Origin of the sequence: Alicyclobacillus fastidiosus, from assembly GCF_026651875.1 — a bacterium.
Taxonomy (GTDB): domain Bacteria; phylum Bacillota; class Bacilli; order Alicyclobacillales; family Alicyclobacillaceae; genus Alicyclobacillus; species Alicyclobacillus fastidiosus.
This window is the reverse complement of sequence record NZ_CP104067.1, coordinates 5,337,342-5,355,698: the sequence shown is the minus strand read 5'-3', so window position 1 is coordinate 5,355,698 and position 18,357 is coordinate 5,337,342. Positions and strand designations below refer to the sequence as shown.

At 57.1% G+C, this 18,357-nt stretch carries 11 protein-coding genes and 3 rRNA genes; 12 read left to right on the top strand and 2 right to left on the bottom strand.

Annotated elements, in window-relative coordinates; genetic code table 11:
- Positions 1-56: 56 nt before the first annotated feature.
- The 9 genes from purF to NZD89_RS26020 all read left to right on the top strand — a co-directional run bounded on the left by purF (position 57) and on the right by NZD89_RS26020 (position 12,266).
- Positions 57-1,514: an amidophosphoribosyltransferase gene (gene purF, locus NZD89_RS26060; protein ID WP_268008619.1), complete on the top strand. Its 1,458-nt coding sequence runs from the start codon at positions 57-59 to the stop codon at positions 1,512-1,514.
- The gene (gene purM, locus NZD89_RS26055; protein ID WP_268005546.1) at positions 1,501-2,526 is read left to right on the top strand and encodes a phosphoribosylformylglycinamidine cyclo-ligase; all 1,026 of its coding nucleotides are present in this window, start codon (positions 1,501-1,503) and stop codon (positions 2,524-2,526) included. Before purF ends, purM begins: the two co-directional genes overlap by 14 nt.
- A gap of 69 nt (positions 2,527-2,595) precedes the next feature.
- On the top strand, positions 2,596-4,176 hold the full coding sequence (purH, locus tag NZD89_RS26050; RefSeq protein WP_268005545.1) for a bifunctional phosphoribosylaminoimidazolecarboxamide formyltransferase/IMP cyclohydrolase: 1,581 nt from the start codon (positions 2,596-2,598) through the stop codon (positions 4,174-4,176).
- Positions 4,177-4,190: 14 nt separating this feature from the next.
- Positions 4,191-5,477 (top strand): phosphoribosylamine--glycine ligase, encoded by a 1,287-nt coding sequence (gene purD / locus NZD89_RS26045; protein ID WP_268005544.1) that lies wholly within the window; start codon positions 4,191-4,193, stop codon positions 5,475-5,477.
- A gap of 72 nt (positions 5,478-5,549) precedes the next feature.
- The gene (locus NZD89_RS26040; RefSeq protein ID WP_268005543.1) at positions 5,550-6,443 is read left to right on the top strand and encodes an EamA family transporter; all 894 of its coding nucleotides are present in this window, start codon (positions 5,550-5,552) and stop codon (positions 6,441-6,443) included.
- A 279-nt stretch (positions 6,444-6,722) separates the two neighbouring features.
- Positions 6,723-8,253, top strand: a 16S ribosomal RNA gene (locus NZD89_RS26035).
- A 296-nt stretch (positions 8,254-8,549) separates the two neighbouring features.
- Positions 8,550-11,493, top strand: a 23S ribosomal RNA gene (locus NZD89_RS26030).
- Positions 11,494-11,647: 154 nt separating this feature from the next.
- Positions 11,648-11,764: ribosomal RNA gene (rrf, locus tag NZD89_RS26025) — 5S ribosomal RNA — on the top strand.
- Together the 16S, 23S and 5S rRNA genes form the textbook arrangement of a ribosomal RNA operon.
- 133 nt (positions 11,765-11,897) lie before the next feature.
- Positions 11,898-12,266, top strand: coding sequence for a carboxymuconolactone decarboxylase family protein (locus tag NZD89_RS26020; RefSeq protein WP_268005542.1), 369 nt, complete (start codon positions 11,898-11,900; stop codon positions 12,264-12,266).
- 172 nt (positions 12,267-12,438) lie between these two features.
- Here the strand turns inward: NZD89_RS26020 and NZD89_RS26015 are convergent, their stop codons facing one another.
- Positions 12,439-12,897, bottom strand: a complete 459-nt coding sequence (locus tag NZD89_RS26015) for a DinB family protein (RefSeq protein ID WP_268005541.1) — start codon at positions 12,895-12,897, stop codon at positions 12,439-12,441.
- 169 nt (positions 12,898-13,066) lie between these two features.
- On the opposite strand from NZD89_RS26015, the gene NZD89_RS26010 reads away from it, so the two are divergent.
- Positions 13,067-13,900, top strand: a complete 834-nt coding sequence (locus NZD89_RS26010) for an undecaprenyl-diphosphate phosphatase (RefSeq protein ID WP_268005540.1) — start codon at positions 13,067-13,069, stop codon at positions 13,898-13,900.
- A 116-nt stretch (positions 13,901-14,016) separates the two neighbouring features.
- Positions 14,017-15,549: a glycosyltransferase family 2 protein gene (locus tag NZD89_RS26005; protein WP_268005539.1), complete on the top strand. Its 1,533-nt coding sequence runs from the start codon at positions 14,017-14,019 to the stop codon at positions 15,547-15,549.
- Between the two features lie 146 nt (positions 15,550-15,695).
- Here NZD89_RS26005 and NZD89_RS26000 read toward each other — a convergent pair whose 3' ends face one another.
- Positions 15,696-17,015 (bottom strand): purine/pyrimidine permease, encoded by a 1,320-nt coding sequence (locus tag NZD89_RS26000; RefSeq protein WP_268005538.1) that lies wholly within the window; start codon positions 17,013-17,015, stop codon positions 15,696-15,698.
- Between the two features lie 98 nt (positions 17,016-17,113).
- Between NZD89_RS26000 and NZD89_RS25995 the strand changes: the two genes are divergently transcribed.
- The gene (locus tag NZD89_RS25995) at positions 17,114-18,307 is read left to right on the top strand and encodes an MFS transporter (protein ID WP_268005537.1); all 1,194 of its coding nucleotides are present in this window, start codon (positions 17,114-17,116) and stop codon (positions 18,305-18,307) included.
- Positions 18,308-18,357 lie beyond the last annotated feature (50 nt).

The following is an 18,357-nucleotide window of genomic DNA, read 5'->3' as shown; positions in this document are numbered from 1 at the left end:
GGCTCCAGACGGCTGCACGAACGCGAGACAAAGGGGAGGACCTTTGCGTGGACAGCATGCGAATAGAGACAGAGGATCGACCAGATAGACCACAGGAAGAGTGCGGCGTTTTTGGCATTTACGGCCACCCTCAGGCCGCGCCGTTGACGTATTACGGGCTGGTAGCGCTACAGCACCGCGGGCAGGAGGCCGCAGGCATCGCGACGACCGACGGCATCAAGATGTACAGCCACAAGGGTTTGGGTTTGCTCACGGACGTATTCAAACACGGGGAGTTGGAAGGGCTCGTCGGACATGCGGCCATCGGCCACGTCCGCTATTCCACCGCGGGTGCTAATACGCTTCAGAACGCACAGCCGATCACCTTGAGCACGCACGCGCGCAATATCGCGATTGGTCACAACGGGAACCTCGTCAATGCAAAATGGTTGCGCATCCGCTTGGAACAGGAAGGCAGCCTGTTTCAAACCACGACCGACACCGAGGTCATCGCGCACCTAATTGCGAAGGCTGGCGAGGACGATCTCGCCGAGGCCGTCGCCACAGCTGCCCAACAAATCCAGGGCGGGTTCTCGGTGGTCATTCTCGGCAACGACGAACTGGTCGCCGTGCGCGACCCGCTGGGGTTGCGGCCGATGGTTCTCGGACAGCTCGGGCAAGCGTACGTCGTGGCCTCGGAATCGTGCGCCTTGGACACGATTGGCGCCGAGTTCATTCGGGACGTCGAACCGGGCGAGCTCATCCGCATCGACGCTCACGGGCTGGAATCGAGTCGATTCGCCACTCGTCGAGCACGCAAGATGTGTACGTTTGAACACGTGTACTTCGCTCGACCGGACAGCGATGTCGACGGCTGGAATGTGCACGCAGTTCGCAAACGCCTCGGAAAAATCCTCGCCGATCGCTATCCCGCCGACGGAGATATCGTGATTGGCGTGCCGGACTCGAGCGTCTCGGCGGCTGCGGGGTACGCCGAAGCGAGCGGTCTGCCACTGGAAACGGGACTTATCAAGAACAGGTACATCGCGCGCACGTTTATTCAGCCCTCGCAAGAATTGCGGGACACCGGCGTCAGGTTGAAGCTCAACGCCGTTCGGTCCATCGTCGAAGGCAAACGCGTGGTGTTGATTGACGACTCTATCGTCCGCGGTACTACGTCGCGGCGCATTGTTCGCCTTCTCCGATCCGCCGGTGCCCTGGAGGTGCACGTGCGCATTTCCAGTCCACCGTACGTCAGTCCCTGTCACTACGGTATTGATACCGCGACGGAAGCCCAACTCATCGCCTCGAACCACAGCGTGGAAGAGATCTGTGACGTGATTGGGGCGGACAGTCTCTCCTTCCTCACCGTCGACGACCTGATGGCCGGGTTCGGCTTTGAGCAGGGGGATACGGTGCCGTTTTGCAATGCGTGCTTCACGCGGAACTACCCGACCACGCTCATTGATCAAACCCTGCGCGAACCGCACCACGAACTTGTCCACGTAGGAGGTCCCACGAATGGATCTGTATAAAGAGGCCGGTGTCGACATCGCCGCGGGAAATGCGGCGGCCTTGCGATATAAATCCCTCGCCGCGAAGACGAAACGCCAGGGGGTGCTCGGACAGATAGGGGGCTTCGCGAGTGGATTCGCACTCGATCTCACGCGTTACCCGGAACCCGTCCTGGTGTCCGGGACGGATGGCGTGGGGACGAAGCTCAAGGTCGCCTTTGCGGCGGGCAAGCACGATACGGTCGGCATTGACTGCGTCGCCATGTGCGTCAACGACATCCTCACCGTCGGTGCCGAACCGCTCTACTTCCTCGACTACCTGGCCACGGGCAAGCTCGACGTCGACGTGGCAGAGGCGGTCGTGGCCGGCATCGCGCGCGGTTGCGAGTTGGCGGGCACGGCTCTGGTCGGCGGGGAGACCGCCGAGATGCCCGGCATGTATGCCGAAGGCGAGTACGACATCGCAGGATTTACGGTCGGTGTCGTGAATCGCAGCCAAATGGTGTCAGGGGAGCGTGTGACGCCGGGGGACGTCATCCTCGGCCTCACATCGAGCGGCGTACACAGCAACGGCTACAGCCTGGTTCGGAAATTGGTCGAAGACGCAGGGCTTGGCTGGAGTGACCGGCTGCCTGGCGACGAGCTGACGGTAGCGGAAAGGTTGCTCGCGCCGACGCGAATTTACGTCCAGCCGATTCTACGACTGCTCGCATCTGGACTGCCGGTGCACGCCATGGCGCATATTACGGGTGGAGGGCTCAACGAAAATATTCCGCGCGTACTTCCTGAAGGGACAACGGCGGTCATCGACCGACAAACCTGGCCGCAAACGCCCGTGTTCGCGTGGCTCTTGGAACAAAGCGGCATGGCCTTTGAGGAAGCGACGCGCGTGTGGAACATGGGCATTGGGTACGTGGTCGTGACTTCGAAAGAAGCTGCCCCACAGGTTATAGAGGTCCTGCAGGACCAAGGCGAAACTGTCTACAAGATCGGCGGAATAGCGGCGGGGACGCCGGACGTTCGCTTCAAGTGAGGAACTGCTGCATCGTCAATTCACATGCATACAGACCGCCAACAGGCGCCAGAGGAGTGAGACGGACACGTGCAAAAGTGGGCACTCGTGAGCGTATTCGAGAAGGATGGCATTGTACCGTTTTGTCAGTCGCTACAAGAGTTAGGGTTTGGCATTTTATCGACTGGAAACACGGCGAAGCATCTCGCACAACACGGACTGAGCGTGACGACAGTCGAGTCTTACACAGGTTTTGAGGAGATTTTGGACGGGCGCGTGAAGACGCTGCACCCGCATATCCACGGCGGCCTACTGGCGCGTCGGGACAATGCTGAGCACTTGGCGCAGTTGTCGAAGCTCGGCATCGAAATGATCGACTTGGTCGTCGTCAACCTGTATCCGTTCGAACAAACCATCGCTCGGCCGGGTGTGACGGATGAGCAGGCGATTGAGATGATCGACATCGGCGGACCGTCGATGTTGCGCGCGGCGGCCAAGAACCACGAGTTCTGCCTCCCCGTGGTCGAGCCGGCCGATTACCCACGCATCATCAAAGCGTATCGGGAGAACGGGCCGCAGATGGCCCTGCGCCGCGAGTTGGCGGCGAAAGTCTTCCAGGAGACCGCGCGGTATGACGCGATTGTCGCCGATTACCTGACCAAATCGACCTTCGCTGCCGACGCTGTCGCACAAGCTGGTGACGTCGAGCGCGACTGGCCGGGGACCCTCATCATCGAGGGCGTCTCGAAGCAATCTCTGCGCTACGGGGAGAACCCACACCAGGCGGCGCACTTCTATATGGAGCCGAACGCGACACTGGCGACCATCGCCCGGGCGAAGCAACTGCAAGGGAAAGAACTCTCCTACAACAACATCCAAGACGCCGATGCGGCATTGAACATCCTCCGCGGGTTCGACGATTTTCAGTCCCCGGTGGTCGTCGCTGTGAAGCACATGAATCCATGTGGGATCGGCATTGGCTCCTCCATCGACGAAGCGTATTCGCGTGCGCATGACGCGGATCCGGTGTCGATCTTCGGCGGCATCGTGGCGCTCAACCGCCCGGTCGATGGCCCGCTTGCAGAACGGCTCTCGAAACTGTTCCTCGAAATTATCATCGCACCTGCCTTCTCGGAAGACGCGCGAGCGGTGTTGCAAAAGAAGAAGAACCTCCGGTTGCTGACGCTGGATATGGGGCAGCCGCTCTGGGCGAAAGGGGCCACCACCTGGAAGCGCGTGTCCGGTGGCTTTCTCGTCCAAGAAGTCGACCAGGCCGCTGAACCCGTCTCGTGGAACGTCGTCACCAAACGTCAACCGACTGCGGACGAACAAGCGGCGTTGCGATTCGCGTGGCGCTCGGTACAGTTCGTGAAGTCCAATGCCATCGTCTTGACCAACGCCGTTCAGACGCTGGGGATTGGTGCAGGCCAAATGAATCGCGTCGGTGCGGCGAAGATCGCCGTAGAGCAGGCGAAAACAAAGGCAAAAGGCAGCGTGCTCGGCTCCGACGCGTTCTTCCCGATGCGCGATACGGTCGAGGTGGCTGCACAGGCAGGGGTGACGGCCATCGTGCAACCGGGCGGATCGCTTCGGGACGACGAAAGCATCCAAGCGGCCGACGAATTTGGTATCGCGATGGTCTTCACTGGCGCACGACATTTCCTGCACTGAGACGGAGGGAAAGCATGAGGACACTGAAGGACCATCCGCGCGTCGCCGTCATCGGCCAGGGCGCGCGGGAACACGCAATCACGTGGAAACTTTCCGAGAGCCCCCTGCGACCGCAGCTCTACGCGGTGCCGGGCAATCCGGGAATGTGGGAATTGGCGGCGAAGGTCGACATCCCCGTGAACCAACACGACGCCCTTATCAAGTGGGCTATCTCCGAGCACATTGACTTGGTTGTCGTCGGCCCTGAGCAGCCCTTGGCGGAAGGCGTCGTCGATGCATTCCTCGCCGCAGGCATTCCGGCGTTTGGACCGAGCGCGGCTGCAGCGCAAATCGAGGCTTCGAAGGCGTTTGCGAAGGACGTCATGCGCCGCGCCGGCGTTCCGACGGCACAATACGAGGTCTTTACCGACGTGGAAGAAGCGCAATCCTTCGCCGAGCGCCTAGGGGCGCCAGTTGTGGTGAAGGCGGACGGCCTCGCGGCGGGAAAGGGCGTCGTCGTCGCCGAGACGTTGGAAGAGGCGAATGCGGCCATTGCGGACATGCTGGAAGGAAATCGCTTCGGCTCGTCTGGGCACAAGGTCGTCATCGAGGAATTTTTGCGAGGGGAAGAAGTTTCCCTGATGTATTTCGTCGACGGATCGACCGTCATCCCGATGGTGCCAGCTCGCGATTTCAAACGGGTGGGGGATGGAGATACGGGGCCGAACACCGGCGGCATGGGCGCCTTCGCGCCGGTTCCGTCGTTCCTCGCGGCCGATTGGACCGCGTTCGCCACAGAAGCGATTGTGGAGCCGACCGTCAACTTGCTGAAGACCGAAGGCATCACCTACCGCGGCGTCCTCTATGCGGGGCTGATGGTCACCGCCGACGGGCCCAAGGTCATCGAGTTTAACGCCCGTTTTGGAGATCCGGAGACACAGGTGGTCCTTCCGCTACTCGAGTCCGATCTCCTCGAAATCATGTGGGCGGCAGCGCACGATTCGCTGGATGGCATCGACGTCCGCTGGCGGGACAAAGCGGCTGTGTGTGTGGTGTTGGCGGGAGGCGAGTACCCGGCGAAGTCGGATGTGGGTACGCCCATCGAACTGTCGGCCACTCACCACCCGCACGTGTGCGTCTTTCACGCAGGGACAGAGCGCCACGGGAATCAATTGGTGACCGCCGGGGGCAGAGTGCTTACGGTGAGTGCCTTGGCTGACGACATCCCGTCCGCCATCGATCTCGCCTACACCGAACTTCACAGTGCTCACTTTAACGGAATGCAGTATCGCCGCGACATCGCACGTAATTGGCAGCGATAATTTGTTTTGGGTATCATACTTCTTGTGGGAAAACCGGGCCCTGACCCGGTTTTTTTGCGAGGAGGAAATGATATGGCCTTATACATGCTGATGATGCTGATGGCTAGCGCCTGCTACGGTTTCGTCTCGCCCATTCTTCGCCTGAGCTACGCCCACGGCTACAGTGCATCTGCGATGACAGACATCCAATACGTGCTCGCCTTTGCGGTCTTGTGGGTCATCGCCCTGTTCACGCCGCGGGGGGCGCGAATTCGCGGGAAACAGTGGTGGCTCATCCTTGGTATCGGTCTCGCCAATGCTGCGGTGAGTTACTGTTACTATCAAGCCTTGACCGTGTTGCCGGCCTCGTTTGGCATCATCTTGTTGTTTCAATTCGCTTGGATGACGGTCGTCATGGACATCATCGTCAAGCGCAAATGGCCGAGTGCCACGAAGTGGGTAGGCCTCGCCATCATCTTCCTTGGCACCGGGCTGGCCGTGGGGATGAAGCGTGGAGAGTGGCAACACATGCCGCTGTGGGCCGTCGGCCTAGGCTTGTTGTCCGCACTGTCCTACGCGATAAACTTGTACTTATCTGAGTACAACGATCCCGCCGTCTCCCCCCAGCTTCGGTCGGCCTTGGTGGTCTCCGTTGCGATGCTGCTCATCTTCATCGCTTTCCCACCTGGCCCGATGTTCCGCGCCATGGCGCACCCTGGGATTTACTATTGGGGTGGATGGGTGGCCCTGCTCAGTCAAATTCTGCCGACGTTGCTGATTTTGATCGCGATTCCGCGCATCGGCGGTCGAATGGCGGGGGTGCTGGGGACGATCGAACTCCCGACAGCCGTCGTTGGGGCATGGCTTATTAACCAAGAGTCCATCACGTGGCTTCGCTGGTCCGGCGTAGGGCTGATCTTACTCGGAATCCTTGTGAGTGAGGTCGTCCAATCGCCCAAGCTCAGCCGTCCCACCAAGGCGGCGTAGCGGATATTTCAATGATTTCAATGCACCAGAGCGCCATTGCGCCGGTGCATTTTTTATTTGTTTTGGCATATCGCGATTGCCTATACCAACCCTGGTTGTCGACTTTCCAAAAAAATTGTCGAGAAAGGGTTTGACATGTCGACTCGCCCGTGATATATTTATTGACGCCGCTTCGGCGGCACTGATTGGTTTGGTTCCTTGAAAACTAAACACACACGCCTAAAAGTTTCGGTCGAGACGACAGTTGTCGTCGAGACATTAGAAGTAACGCCAGTAACATTTTTTGAGAGTTTGATCCTGGCTCAGGACGAACGCTGGCGGCGTGCCTAATACATGCAAGTCGAGCGAACCCTTCGGGGTTAGCGGCGGACGGGTGAGTAACACGTGGGCAATCTGCCTGTCAGACTGGAATAACACTCGGAAACGGGTGCTAATGCCGGATGACACACGGGAAGGCATCTTCCTGTGTTGAAAGGTGCAACTGCATCGCTGATAGAGGAGCCCGCGGCGCATTAGCTAGTTGGTGAGGTAACGGCCCACCAAGGCGACGATGCGTAGCCGACCTGAGAGGGTGACCGGCCACACTGGGACTGAGACACGGCCCAGACTCCTACGGGAGGCAGCAGTAGGGAATCTTCCGCAATGGGCGCAAGCCTGACGGAGCAACGCCGCGTGAGCGAAGAAGGCCTTCGGGTTGTAAAGCTCTGTTGCTCGGGGAGAGCGACAAGGAGAGTGGAAAGCTCCTTGTGAGACGGTACCGAGTGAGGAAGCCCCGGCTAACTACGTGCCAGCAGCCGCGGTAATACGTAGGGGGCAAGCGTTGTCCGGAATCACTGGGCGTAAAGCGTGCGTAGGCGGTTGTGTAAGTCTGAAGTGAAAGTCCAAGGCTCAACCTTGGGATTGCTTTGGAAACTGCATAACTTGAGTGCTGGAGAGGCAAGGGGAATTCCACGTGTAGCGGTGAAATGCGTAGATATGTGGAGGAATACCAGTGGCGAAGGCGCCTTGCTGGACAGTGACTGACGCTGAGGCACGAAAGCGTGGGGAGCAAACAGGATTAGATACCCTGGTAGTCCACGCCGTAAACGATGAGTGCTAGGTGTTGGGGGGACACACCCCAGTGCCGAAGGAAACCCAATAAGCACTCCGCCTGGGGAGTACGGTCGCAAGACTGAAACTCAAAGGAATTGACGGGGGCCCGCACAAGCAGTGGAGCATGTGGTTTAATTCGAAGCAACGCGAAGAACCTTACCAGGGCTTGACATCCCTCTGACCGGGCTAGAGATAGTCCTTCCCTTCGGGGCAGAGGAGACAGGTGGTGCATGGTTGTCGTCAGCTCGTGTCGTGAGATGTTGGGTTAAGTCCCGCAACGAGCGCAACCCTTGACCTGTGTTACCAGCACGTAGTGGTGGGGACTCACAGGTGACTGCCGGCGTAAGTCGGAGGAAGGCGGGGATGACGTCAAATCATCATGCCCTTTATGTCCTGGGCTACACACGTGCTACAATGGGCGGTACAACGGGAAGCGAAGCCGCGAGGTGGAGCGAAACCTAAAAAGCCGTTCGTAGTTCGGATTGCAGGCTGCAACTCGCCTGCATGAAGCCGGAATTGCTAGTAATCGCGGATCAGCATGCCGCGGTGAATCCGTTCCCGGGCCTTGTACACACCGCCCGTCACACCACGAGAGTCGGCAACACCCGAAGTCGGTGAGGTAACCTTAGGGAGCCAGCCGCCGAAGGTGGGGTTGATGATTGGGGTGAAGTCGTAACAAGGTAGCCGTATCGGAAGGTGCGGCTGGATCACCTCCTTTCTACGGAGAAACAAGGCTTTTAGGACGTGGGTGTTTAGTTTTGAGGGAGCCAAGCCTCGTATGAGGTGGAAGCAAACTCAAAGTGCGTTTCAAGATGCGAGGAGTACAAGGCGGGAGGACGATGATGAGTCGAGCGTACTTTTGTACGTGAGCGAGTCAGAGGACGACCAACGAAGGAATCCGAAGCAGATTGGAAGGCGCGAGGTACCTTGGCAACTGAATATGGAACAACCTCGAATAAGTAAAACCGGTAACCGTAAATGCGTAACAGGTTAACGAAACCGGGAAGTCAAAACGGTGAAGTTAGAAAGAGCGCACGGAGGATGCCTAGGCGCCAAGAGCCGAAGAAGGACGGGGCGAACACCGAAATGCCACGGGGAGCTGTAAGCGAGCATTGAGCCGTGGATGTCCGAATGGGGAAACCTGCTAGTGTGAAGCGCTAGTACCGTGCACTGAATACATAGGTGTACGGAGGCAACCGAGGGAACTGAAACATCTAAGTACCTCGAGGAAAAGAAAGCGAACGCGATTCCGTAAGTAGTGGCGAGCGAAAGCGGAGAAGCCTAAACCGTATACGTGGTACAGACTGCAGTCGATGCGTATGCGGGGTCGAGGGGCTGTTGGTGGCAACCTGCAGGGAGCCAACAGGAAGCAATGCGTAGGAGAACGGCATGGGAAGGCCGGCCATAGACGGTGAGAGCCCGGTAACCGAAACGGATTGTGGAATGTGCAACAGACCCCAAGTACTGCGGGACACGAGGAATCCCGTGGGAATCTGGGAGGACCACCTCCTAAGGCTAAATACTCCTTGGCGACCGATAGCGGATAGTACCGTGAGGGAAAGGTGAAAAGAACCGCGGGAGCGGAGTGAAATAGAACCTGAAACCGTGTGCTTACAAGCAGTCGGAGCATGCATGACATGTGACGGCGTGCCTTTTGTAGAATGAACCGGCGAGTGATGATGGCAAGCAAGGTGAAGGCGAAGGAGCCTGTGCCGAAGCGAAAGCGAGTCTGAATAGGGCGGTATAGTTTGTCGTCATCGACCCGAAACCGGGTGATCTACCCCTGGTCAGGGTGAAGTGCGGGTAACACCGCATGGAGGCCCGAACCCACTGGCGTTGAAAAGCCAGGGGATGAACTGGGGGTAGGGGAGAAATTCCAATCGAACCCGGAGATAGCTGGTTCTCCCCGAAATAGCTTGAGGGCTAGCGTCAGGGAATGAGAAGTGGAGGTAGAGCACTGATTGGGTGCGGGGCCCGCGAGGGTTACCAAGCCTAGTCAAACTGCGAATGCCACTTTGTCGAAGAACCTGGCAGTCAGACTACGAGTGATAAGACCCGTGGTCAAGAGGGAAACAGCCCAGACCAACAGCTAAGGTCCCAAAGTACTGGTTCAGTGGGGAACGATGTGGCGTTGCACAGACAACCAGGATGTTGGCTTAGAAGCAGCCACCATTTAAAGAGTGCGTAATAGCTCACTGGTCGAGTGGCGCTGCGCGGAAAATGTAACGGGGCTAAACCAGACACCGAAGCTATGGATGGAAACATGGTAGGGGAGCGTTCCATTTGCGGGGAAGCTGAACTGAGAGGTTTGGTGGAGCGGATGGAAGTGAGAATGCCGGTATGAGTAGCGAAAAGACAAGTGAGAATCTTGTCCGCCGAAAGCCCAAGGTTTCCTGGGGAAGGCTCGTCCGCCCAGGGTAAGTCGGGACCTAAGGCGAGGCCGAAAGGCGTAGTCGAAGGACAACAGGTTGAAATTCCTGTACCACCAACATCGCGATTGAGCGAAGGGGTGACGCAGGAGGCTGAGGGAAGCGGCCGGATGGAAGAGGCCGTCCAAGCAGCGAGCGAGGGGTGTAGGCAAATCCGCACCCTATGAATCGTGAGCTGTGATGGGGAGGGAAGTACAGTACCGAAGTCCCATAAGTCACACTGCCAAGAAAAGCCTCTAGCGAGTGGTGAGGTGCCCGTACCGGAAACCGACACAGGTGGGCGCGTGGAGAACACGAAGGCGCGCGGGAGAACTCTCGTTAAGGAACTCGGCAAAATGGCCCCGTAACTTCGGGAGAAGGGGCGCTTCGAGAGAAGCCGCAGTGAAAAGGCCCAAGCGACTGTTTAGCAAAAACACAGGTCTCTGCGAAGCCGAAAGGCGAAGTATAGGGGCTGACGCCTGCCCGGTGCTGGAAGGTTAAGAGGAGGGGTAAGCCGCAAGGCGAAGCTCTGAATTGAAGCCCCAGTAAACGGCGGCCGTAACTATAACGGTCCTAAGGTAGCGAAATTCCTTGTCAGGTAAGTTCTGACCCGCACGAAAGGCGTAACGACTTGGGCGCTGTCTCAACGAGAGACCCGGTGAAATTGTAATACCTGTGAAGATGCAGGTTACCCGCGGTTAGACGGAAAGACCCCGTGGAGCTTGACTGTAGCTTGATATGGGATACGGGTACGTCATGTACAGGATAGGTGGGAGACAGAGAAGCTTGGGCGCCAGCCTGAGTGGAGTCGGCGTTGGGATACCACCCTTGAGGTACTTGTGTTCTAACCAATGGCCATGAAACTGGTCATGGGACAGTGTCAGGTGGACAGTTTGACTGGGGCGGTCGCCTCCTAAAGAGTAACGGAGGCGCCCAAAGGTTCCCTCAGCGCGGATGGAAATCGCGCGAAGCGTGTAAAGGCACAAGGGAGCTTGACTGCGAGACGGACAGGTCGAGCAGGGACGAAAGTCGGGCTTAGTGACCCGGTGGCACCGAGTGGAAGGGCCATCGCTCAACGGATAAAAGCTACCCCGGGGATAACAGGCTGATCTCCCCCAAGAGTTCACATCGACGGGGAGGTTTGGCACCTCGATGTCGGCTCATCGCATCCTGGGGCTGAAGTCGGTCCCAAGGGTTGGGCTGTTCGCCCATTAAAGCGGTACGCGAGCTGGGTTCAGAACGTCGTGAGACAGTTCGGTCCCTATCTGCCGCGGGCGCAGGATACGTGAGAGGGGTCGTCCTTAGTACGAGAGGACCGGGATGAACCGACCGCTGGTGTACCAGTTGTTTCGCCAGAAGCATAGCTGGGTAGCCAAGTCGGGAAAGGATAAGCGCTGAAAGCATCTAAGCGCGAAGCCTGCCTCAAGATAACGTATCCCATTCCGTTAGGGAAGTAAGACCCCTTGAAGAAGACAAGGTAGATCGGTCTGGCGTGGAAGCGTAGTGATACGTGGAGCGGACAGATACGAATCGGTCGAGGGCTTCACCCGATGAACAGAAGAAGAGGTTGTTCCATGATTCAGGAGCGAGGATAAAGACAAAGTTACGGAGCGACGTAACTGGAAGCTTGAGTGAAGGTGTGAGTAGCACATCTGCAGGCCGATAGGCCGAAGCCGTGCGAACGAATACCTGAACGCCAAGCGGTCTGGTGACCATAGCGGAGGGGAAACACCCGTACCCATACCGAACACGGACGTGAAGACCTCCAGCGCCGAGGATACTTGTCCCGAGAGGGGCTGGGAAAGTAGGTCGTTGCCAGGCGAGTGAGAAGGACCCTGAGGGAAGCAGAAATGCCTACCTCGGGGTCTTTTTGTGTTGTCGGGCGGTGGATAAACAATGCCATCGCGGTTAGCCTAAGCAGCGTGGATGAAGACGAAGGGGAGGGACTCATCGAATGGAACAGCAGATGAACTATGTCCATGCGTCCATTGAGGAGTTTAAGGACGGGCTCGCGTGGTTCAGCAAGCAACTGCCAAATGTGGGCGAAAAGTTTATCGCCTTTACGGATGCGTGTTTTGAGGGCGGCGCGGTGTCGGAGAAGAATAAGCATTTGATCGCATTGGGTATCGCGGTACAGTCTCAGGATGAGTACTGCATCATGTTTCACTGCCATAACGCCATGAGACTTGGCGCAAGCGAACAGGAGATTCTCGAAACGTTGGGCGTATGCAGTGCCTTTGGCGGTGGTGCAGCGCTCTCGCAAGGCGTCACGTTAGTTCAAGACGTGATGGAGGAGGTCAAAATGTCGCGCGGCCAACATTGACTGACGCCTGCGACCGTCGGTTTCGCAGGGGGCCTCAGTCGAAGCGTTACGGAAGGCGTGTCACGTGCGGTACAAAGCGCGCCACCACAACCCGTTAGCATCCGACCAAGAGCCGCTGGATGCCTCGTCTAGGAGGACAGCGGCTCTTGATTCGATAAGCGTGTGAGAATGGTTAGCCGAGCTTGATGAACATCGGCACCTTTTGGGCGCCACAGAGCCGTGCGTACACGAACAGTTGCCCTTTGTGATGGATCTCGTGCGCCCGCATCGTCTCTAGTACCGTGCCGGCAGAAACTTCGCGGCCGAACATGGTGACCGTCGTGTCGAACTGCTCGTCGCTAATGGCGTTGATGGTGTCTTTGAGTTCGGCGGTGTACTCGCGACATGCCTTTTGTAGGTCGTCGATGGTGTTCAGTTTTGGTTTCTCGGCGGAGGGCTCATATTTGCCAGTCGCTGCGAGATTGCCGAATGCTTGGCCAGACGACAGGATGTGCCCGGCGAGATCGGCGGTGGACATCGCGCCGTCCCACGGGCAAAACGTCAAGTCTTCATCTTTCAGTGCCCCAAACAGATCTGGTAAAACTCCTCGATGGATCATAAATTGCTGTAAAAACGCCTGAGCCTTTGTCATCCATAATCCTCCCTTAACGACCGTGAAATTTCCCCATCAGTTTAGCAAACTACTGCAAAAATCAACAATTGTCGATTGCCAACCTTCGTGCATCCGGTACAATGAGGAAGGGTTTCTACCTTGGACAAGTGGTTTCTGTCGGATCCAGTAATTGAAAGGAAGGCCATTAATGCATATTTTGCAAGTTATTGTGTACGCGATTATGCAAGGGATCACAGAGTTATTCCCTATCAGCAGTGTCGGTCACGCGGTGATTTTGCCGTACTTGTTCAATTGGAAGCAGTTCTCTGAATCGGATGTCTTTCTACCGTTCGTCGTCATGCTGCACCTCGGAACAGGTGTCGCCCTACTTCTCTACTTCTTAAAGGATTGGGTGCGGCTCATCGCCAGCCTCTTTATCCGATCACGCCGGCGCGAGCGCAGACAATTATTCTTGATTATCGTTGCGACCATCCCCGCTGCGATTCTCGGCAAGGTGTTCGAGCACAAGCTGCAGGCGTTGTTTCCGTCCGCTCTGTCGGCGTCTATCTTTCTGATTGTGAACGGGTTGATCTTGTTTGCGGCGGACCGGATGCGCCGTCGCCGGAAGGCTACGCGAGATTTGAGCGAGCTGTCGTACGGCCGTAGCTTCATTATTGGTGTTGTACAGACGTTCGCGCTGATTCCAGGTTTTTCGAGGTCGGGTATCACGATGACCGCCGGACTCGCCAGCGGTATGTCGTATGAGGATTCTGCACGATTTAGCTTTCTCCTAGCCACACCGGTAATTTTAGGCGCGGCCGTGCTCGAGGTACCGAAGCTGCTGCACCATGGAAGTGCGCAGATGATCCACGATGGGCTGATTGGTGGAGTCGTGTCTGGCATCGTCGCAATTTTGGCGACAGCCTTTTTAATGCGTTACTTCCGCACCTCAGAGGTACGCGCACTGCGGCCATTTGGCTGGTACTGCATCATCGTCGGTGTGGTTGTATGTGTCATGGCTGCCACGCACCTTCACTTCTAATGCTACACAAGGGCCCCAGGCTTCTGTGGGCTCTTGTCCAACCCCAAATTCCCTCCTGTACATAAGATGAGTGCAGAACTTGCTGTCTAGTACCTCAGCAGCAGGGAGGGCCGCATATGAAGCACCGTTTGAGTGTAATTATCGCCGCACATAACGAAGCTAGTACCATTGGCCCGTTGGTGCGGCATTTGTTGCAGTGGCATCGAAAACCGGAAGTCATCGTCGTTGCAAATGGCTGTCGCGATGGCACCGCGCGCATCGCGAAGCTGGCAGGGGCGCGAGTGTTGCGCTTTGACGACAAACTTGGGCCGGATGTGGGGCGGGCCATCGGACTGTCCATTGCGCGAGGGGACATTTTCCTCGTCCTCGACGCGGATATACTTGTGCGGCCGGCGCAACTCGAGCCATTTGTTCGCGCGGTGGAACGCGGTGTCGATGTCGCGCTCAACCGTTACCCTTTCCCAGACACGAAACAATTTCATCATCCGACAGCGATTGCGAAGAACGCATTGAATATCTTTGCCGACAGATCGGACTTGCGGGCTGCTAGTCTCACGGCGGTTCCTCACGCCTTGTCTCGGCAGGCGGTGAACGCGTTGGGGCCGCTTGCCTTTTGTGTTCCTGCCGTCGCACAGGCGCGAGCGCTCTGTAGGTCTGATTTGCGCGTCGAGCTGGCGGGACGAGTTCACGTGGGCCGATTAAACCGGCATCGTGGCGCTGCACACACGAAGGAAATGCGCCGCCTCATCATCGGAGATTGCCTCGAAGGAATGTCGGTGATCATCGAGGAGCGAGGCAACCGGGCGGGATTTACGGATTTGGGCCGGCGTCGTGATCTGGCTTGGCAAGACGCATTCCTACCGCCGTCAACGGCCGATGTGGCGGTCATTATCCCAACGCAAGGCGAGCGGAACCTCCCCAAAGTCATTCGTGCATGCTCCCGGTCTAATATCGATCACATCCGACTCGTCTTGAATGGCACGGACGATGTACAGTCGGACGACTATAAGGGGATGGAGAACGTTCAGGTGGATTATTACCGTCACCCGGTTGGTCACGACGTAGGCCGGGCGATTGGCTGTCAACAGGTCGACTCCGAGAAGTACTTTTTCACGGATTCGGATATTCCATTGAAACAAGAAGACGTTACACCGTTTCTCGACGCGCTGGATGATGGCGTCCACCTCGCCCTCAATCGGCTGGACAGCGTGCTCGCGAAGGCTCGTCAGACGGATCCACCTTCGATTGTCAAGCGCTTTCTAAACATCGCACTCGGCCGATCGGATTTGGGGGTCTCATCGTTGACAGCCGTCCCACACGCGATTCGAGGTGAAGTCCTTCGAGAGATTGGGGCAGATTCTCTAGCGGTCCCCCCCTTGGCGCAGGTCAAAGCCATCCTGTCTGGATTTCGCGTGGAAGCGGTGCATCCGGTGGACGTAATCAGAACCAACGAGTATCGACCACATCTCCATAGAGCATCTGCGGGGAAGCCGCTGCAGAGGCTGATTATCGGCGATTACGTGGAGGCGATTGCCTACCTCCAGCAGTCCTCCGAGACTCGCGGGGATTTTCCAGATACGTTGCGCAAGCGGGATGTGGCCGAGAACTACATTCTTCACAACAAGAAGTCAACGAGCAGAAGTCGGTAGAGAGCCGCGGTGATTCCGGCCTAGGGCACGGAATTTCTCGAACCGAAAGCACTCGCGGCGAGACAAATAGGGTACTCTTGGTACCCTATTGTTTGACTGATCTGAAGGATGGTTTGGTGTGAATATACATAAAGAAACCAAGTATCCTACTTCGCGGCCGAGCGAGGAAAGACGACATGTTCGAAGGTGAGCACTAAAACAATGCCGATAATCAGTCCGTTGTCGAGCAAGTAGCTGAGGACGGCGGGCAGCCCGAGCCACGCTGTAGCCGGGATGAAATAGATTCCGACCCCGGTGAGCACGGCGAGCGAAATGACGAAGACGTCGCGTTGACCTAGTGCCAGTTGTCTGTAATCGCGCAGCCCAAAGCCGAGCAGTTGGCCGAACACGGTGAACAGAATGGCGTACCCTACTGGTGCGGGCAACGTGGCTACCCACTGTCCGATGAAGGGGAAGAAGCCAAGAAGCGCCACGCCCGCCGAAGCGATGATGAACGGGAGTCGCGAGGCAATTCCGGTGAGCGCGACTAAGCTCGCGGCCGCTGTGAGCGGCACGACGCCGGCCACGCCAAAGATACCAGACAGGGCTGTACCTATCCCCGTGAGGACGGAACCTCGATTATACGTTGTGCTCGACGGTATCTCGTGCGCTGCACCTGCAAATGCTTGGACACTGGCAATCAGATTGGACAGTAGAATGATGGCCGTGATGACACAAGTAATACTGACCCCCATGTGAAACTTGGGCGGGCCAAATGGGAATATGGATGGTAGAGAGAAGACTGCGGCTGCGGTGTGCGGTGGGTCCACCAAGCCGAGCGCGGCGTACGCGATCCAGCCGACCATTAACCCGATGAGCACCGCAATCGACTGGATGATGCCGCGTGCCTTAAACATCAGAAAAATGGTAAGTACCATTAAAAGCACGGACAACAGTGCGATTTCAGGTGAAAATGTAGGCCGATTTCGGAACCCGATACCGAGTACGCCCTCTACCAGTGATTTCGACACCTGTAAGGCAAGGAGCACCAAAAACGTACCGGTCACCACAGGTGTGAACAGTTTGCGTATCCAGGCAAGAAGACCGGTGGCGCCGAGGAGAATGAATACCAGACCCGCGATGATGAGACCGAGTTCTAAATCCTGTAGCAGACTCTGGAGAGAGCCGTGTTCGTCCTTGGTCATCTGAATCAGGACGAGAAAGACCCCCCACCACATCCCGGCTGGGCCTTCGATGATGGCGTAACGGTGCCCGATGAGTGCTTGAAGGAGCCCGACCATACCGCAGATGAAAAACGAGCGCTCCGTGTACAGTGCGATACCACTTTCCGATAAACCGAATGCGTGCCCAAGAACAATCGGGACGGTAATCACATTCGCCAGTGAGAAGACGAACCATTGTACTGACGACAGGATCAGCGTCGCGTTTTTGGGTCGATCGTGCAACCCGTATCGTAGTCCTTCCAAGCCCAGAACCCCCTATATGTAGCAAAACACTTTCGTATGATATCATTCGGGAGGTAAATCTTAAAAACCGCATGCGGTCATCGGGAGGTGATTCCGGAGTGACAGAACGAGGTTCCGTTCCGGCGCGAAGCGGACTCAACCGTGGTGTGGTTTGGAGTTTAGGCGGATCGCATTTGTTGAACGACCTGGTGACGACGGGGGTCGTTCCAGCGCTATCGCCGTTGTACATGAGTACATACCACCTCAATTACACGCAAACTAGTCTTGTCGTCCTATGTTCTTATTTGACATCTTCCATATCGCAACCGCTCTTCGGGGCACTTACGGATAAGTACCCACGCGCTTGGCTATTGCCACTGGGGCTGTTTCTTTCGACGCTGTGTTTGACGCTGACAGGTGTAGCGCCGAACTTCGCCTGGCTCCTTCTCTTGATCTCCATCAGTGGGCTGGGCTCGGGCGCATTTCATCCGGAAGCGGCTCGTGGAACTCAGTTGGCGTCGGGAAATGCGAGAGGACGGGCGCAGGCCATCTTCCAGGTAGGCGGCAACAGCGGGCAGGCGCTCGGGCAACTCATGATGCCGCTGTTCCTCCTTTCACTTGGGGTGCACGGTCTGCTCTGGTTTGCCGTCGCCGTAGGCTTGGGTCTGATTTTGACCGGTCGCCTTTATCCATGGTATCGGGGTAGTTTGCGCGAGCATGGTAGGCGGATGAGGGAAGCGAAGGGGGACAACCGGGTCGGGGCGGTCGTGTTGCTCGTCATCGTCGTCATTGTACGGTCGTGGTGCCAGATTGGCATTTCAGTGTTCCTGCCATTTTACTACCGGCATCAGTTCGGAATGTCGTACAATTTGGCTGACTCGTTTACCTTCATTTTCCTCGCTGCTGGGGCCGTAGGGACGTTTATCGGCGGAACGCTCGCGGATAAGATGCCGAAGCAGCGAATTCTTCTGTATTCGATGTTGTGTTCCATTCCGTTTGCGCTGTTGTTGCCATTTTTACACGGTGCTGCTGCGCTGTTCATTTTAATTCCGTTTGGCTTCTTCATTCTTTCGTCGTTTGCAGTCACTGTCGTCTACTGCCAGTACCTGCTCCCGCGGAACATCAGTTTGGCATCCGGACTGACGATCGGCTTTGGCGTGGGTGCCGGGGGCATCGGAGCGACGTTCTTCGGAGCTCTTTCCGACGCCGTCGGGTTGAAAATCGTGTTCTACGTGTTGATGTTCTTGCCGATTCTCGGGAGCTTGTTGAGTTTCTTCCTACCGAATGACGCTAGAGATGTCGCGAGCTCGTGAGCGAGCTCGGCAGCGGTGCGGTGCGCGGAGGGCAAGGCGATGGTACCCTC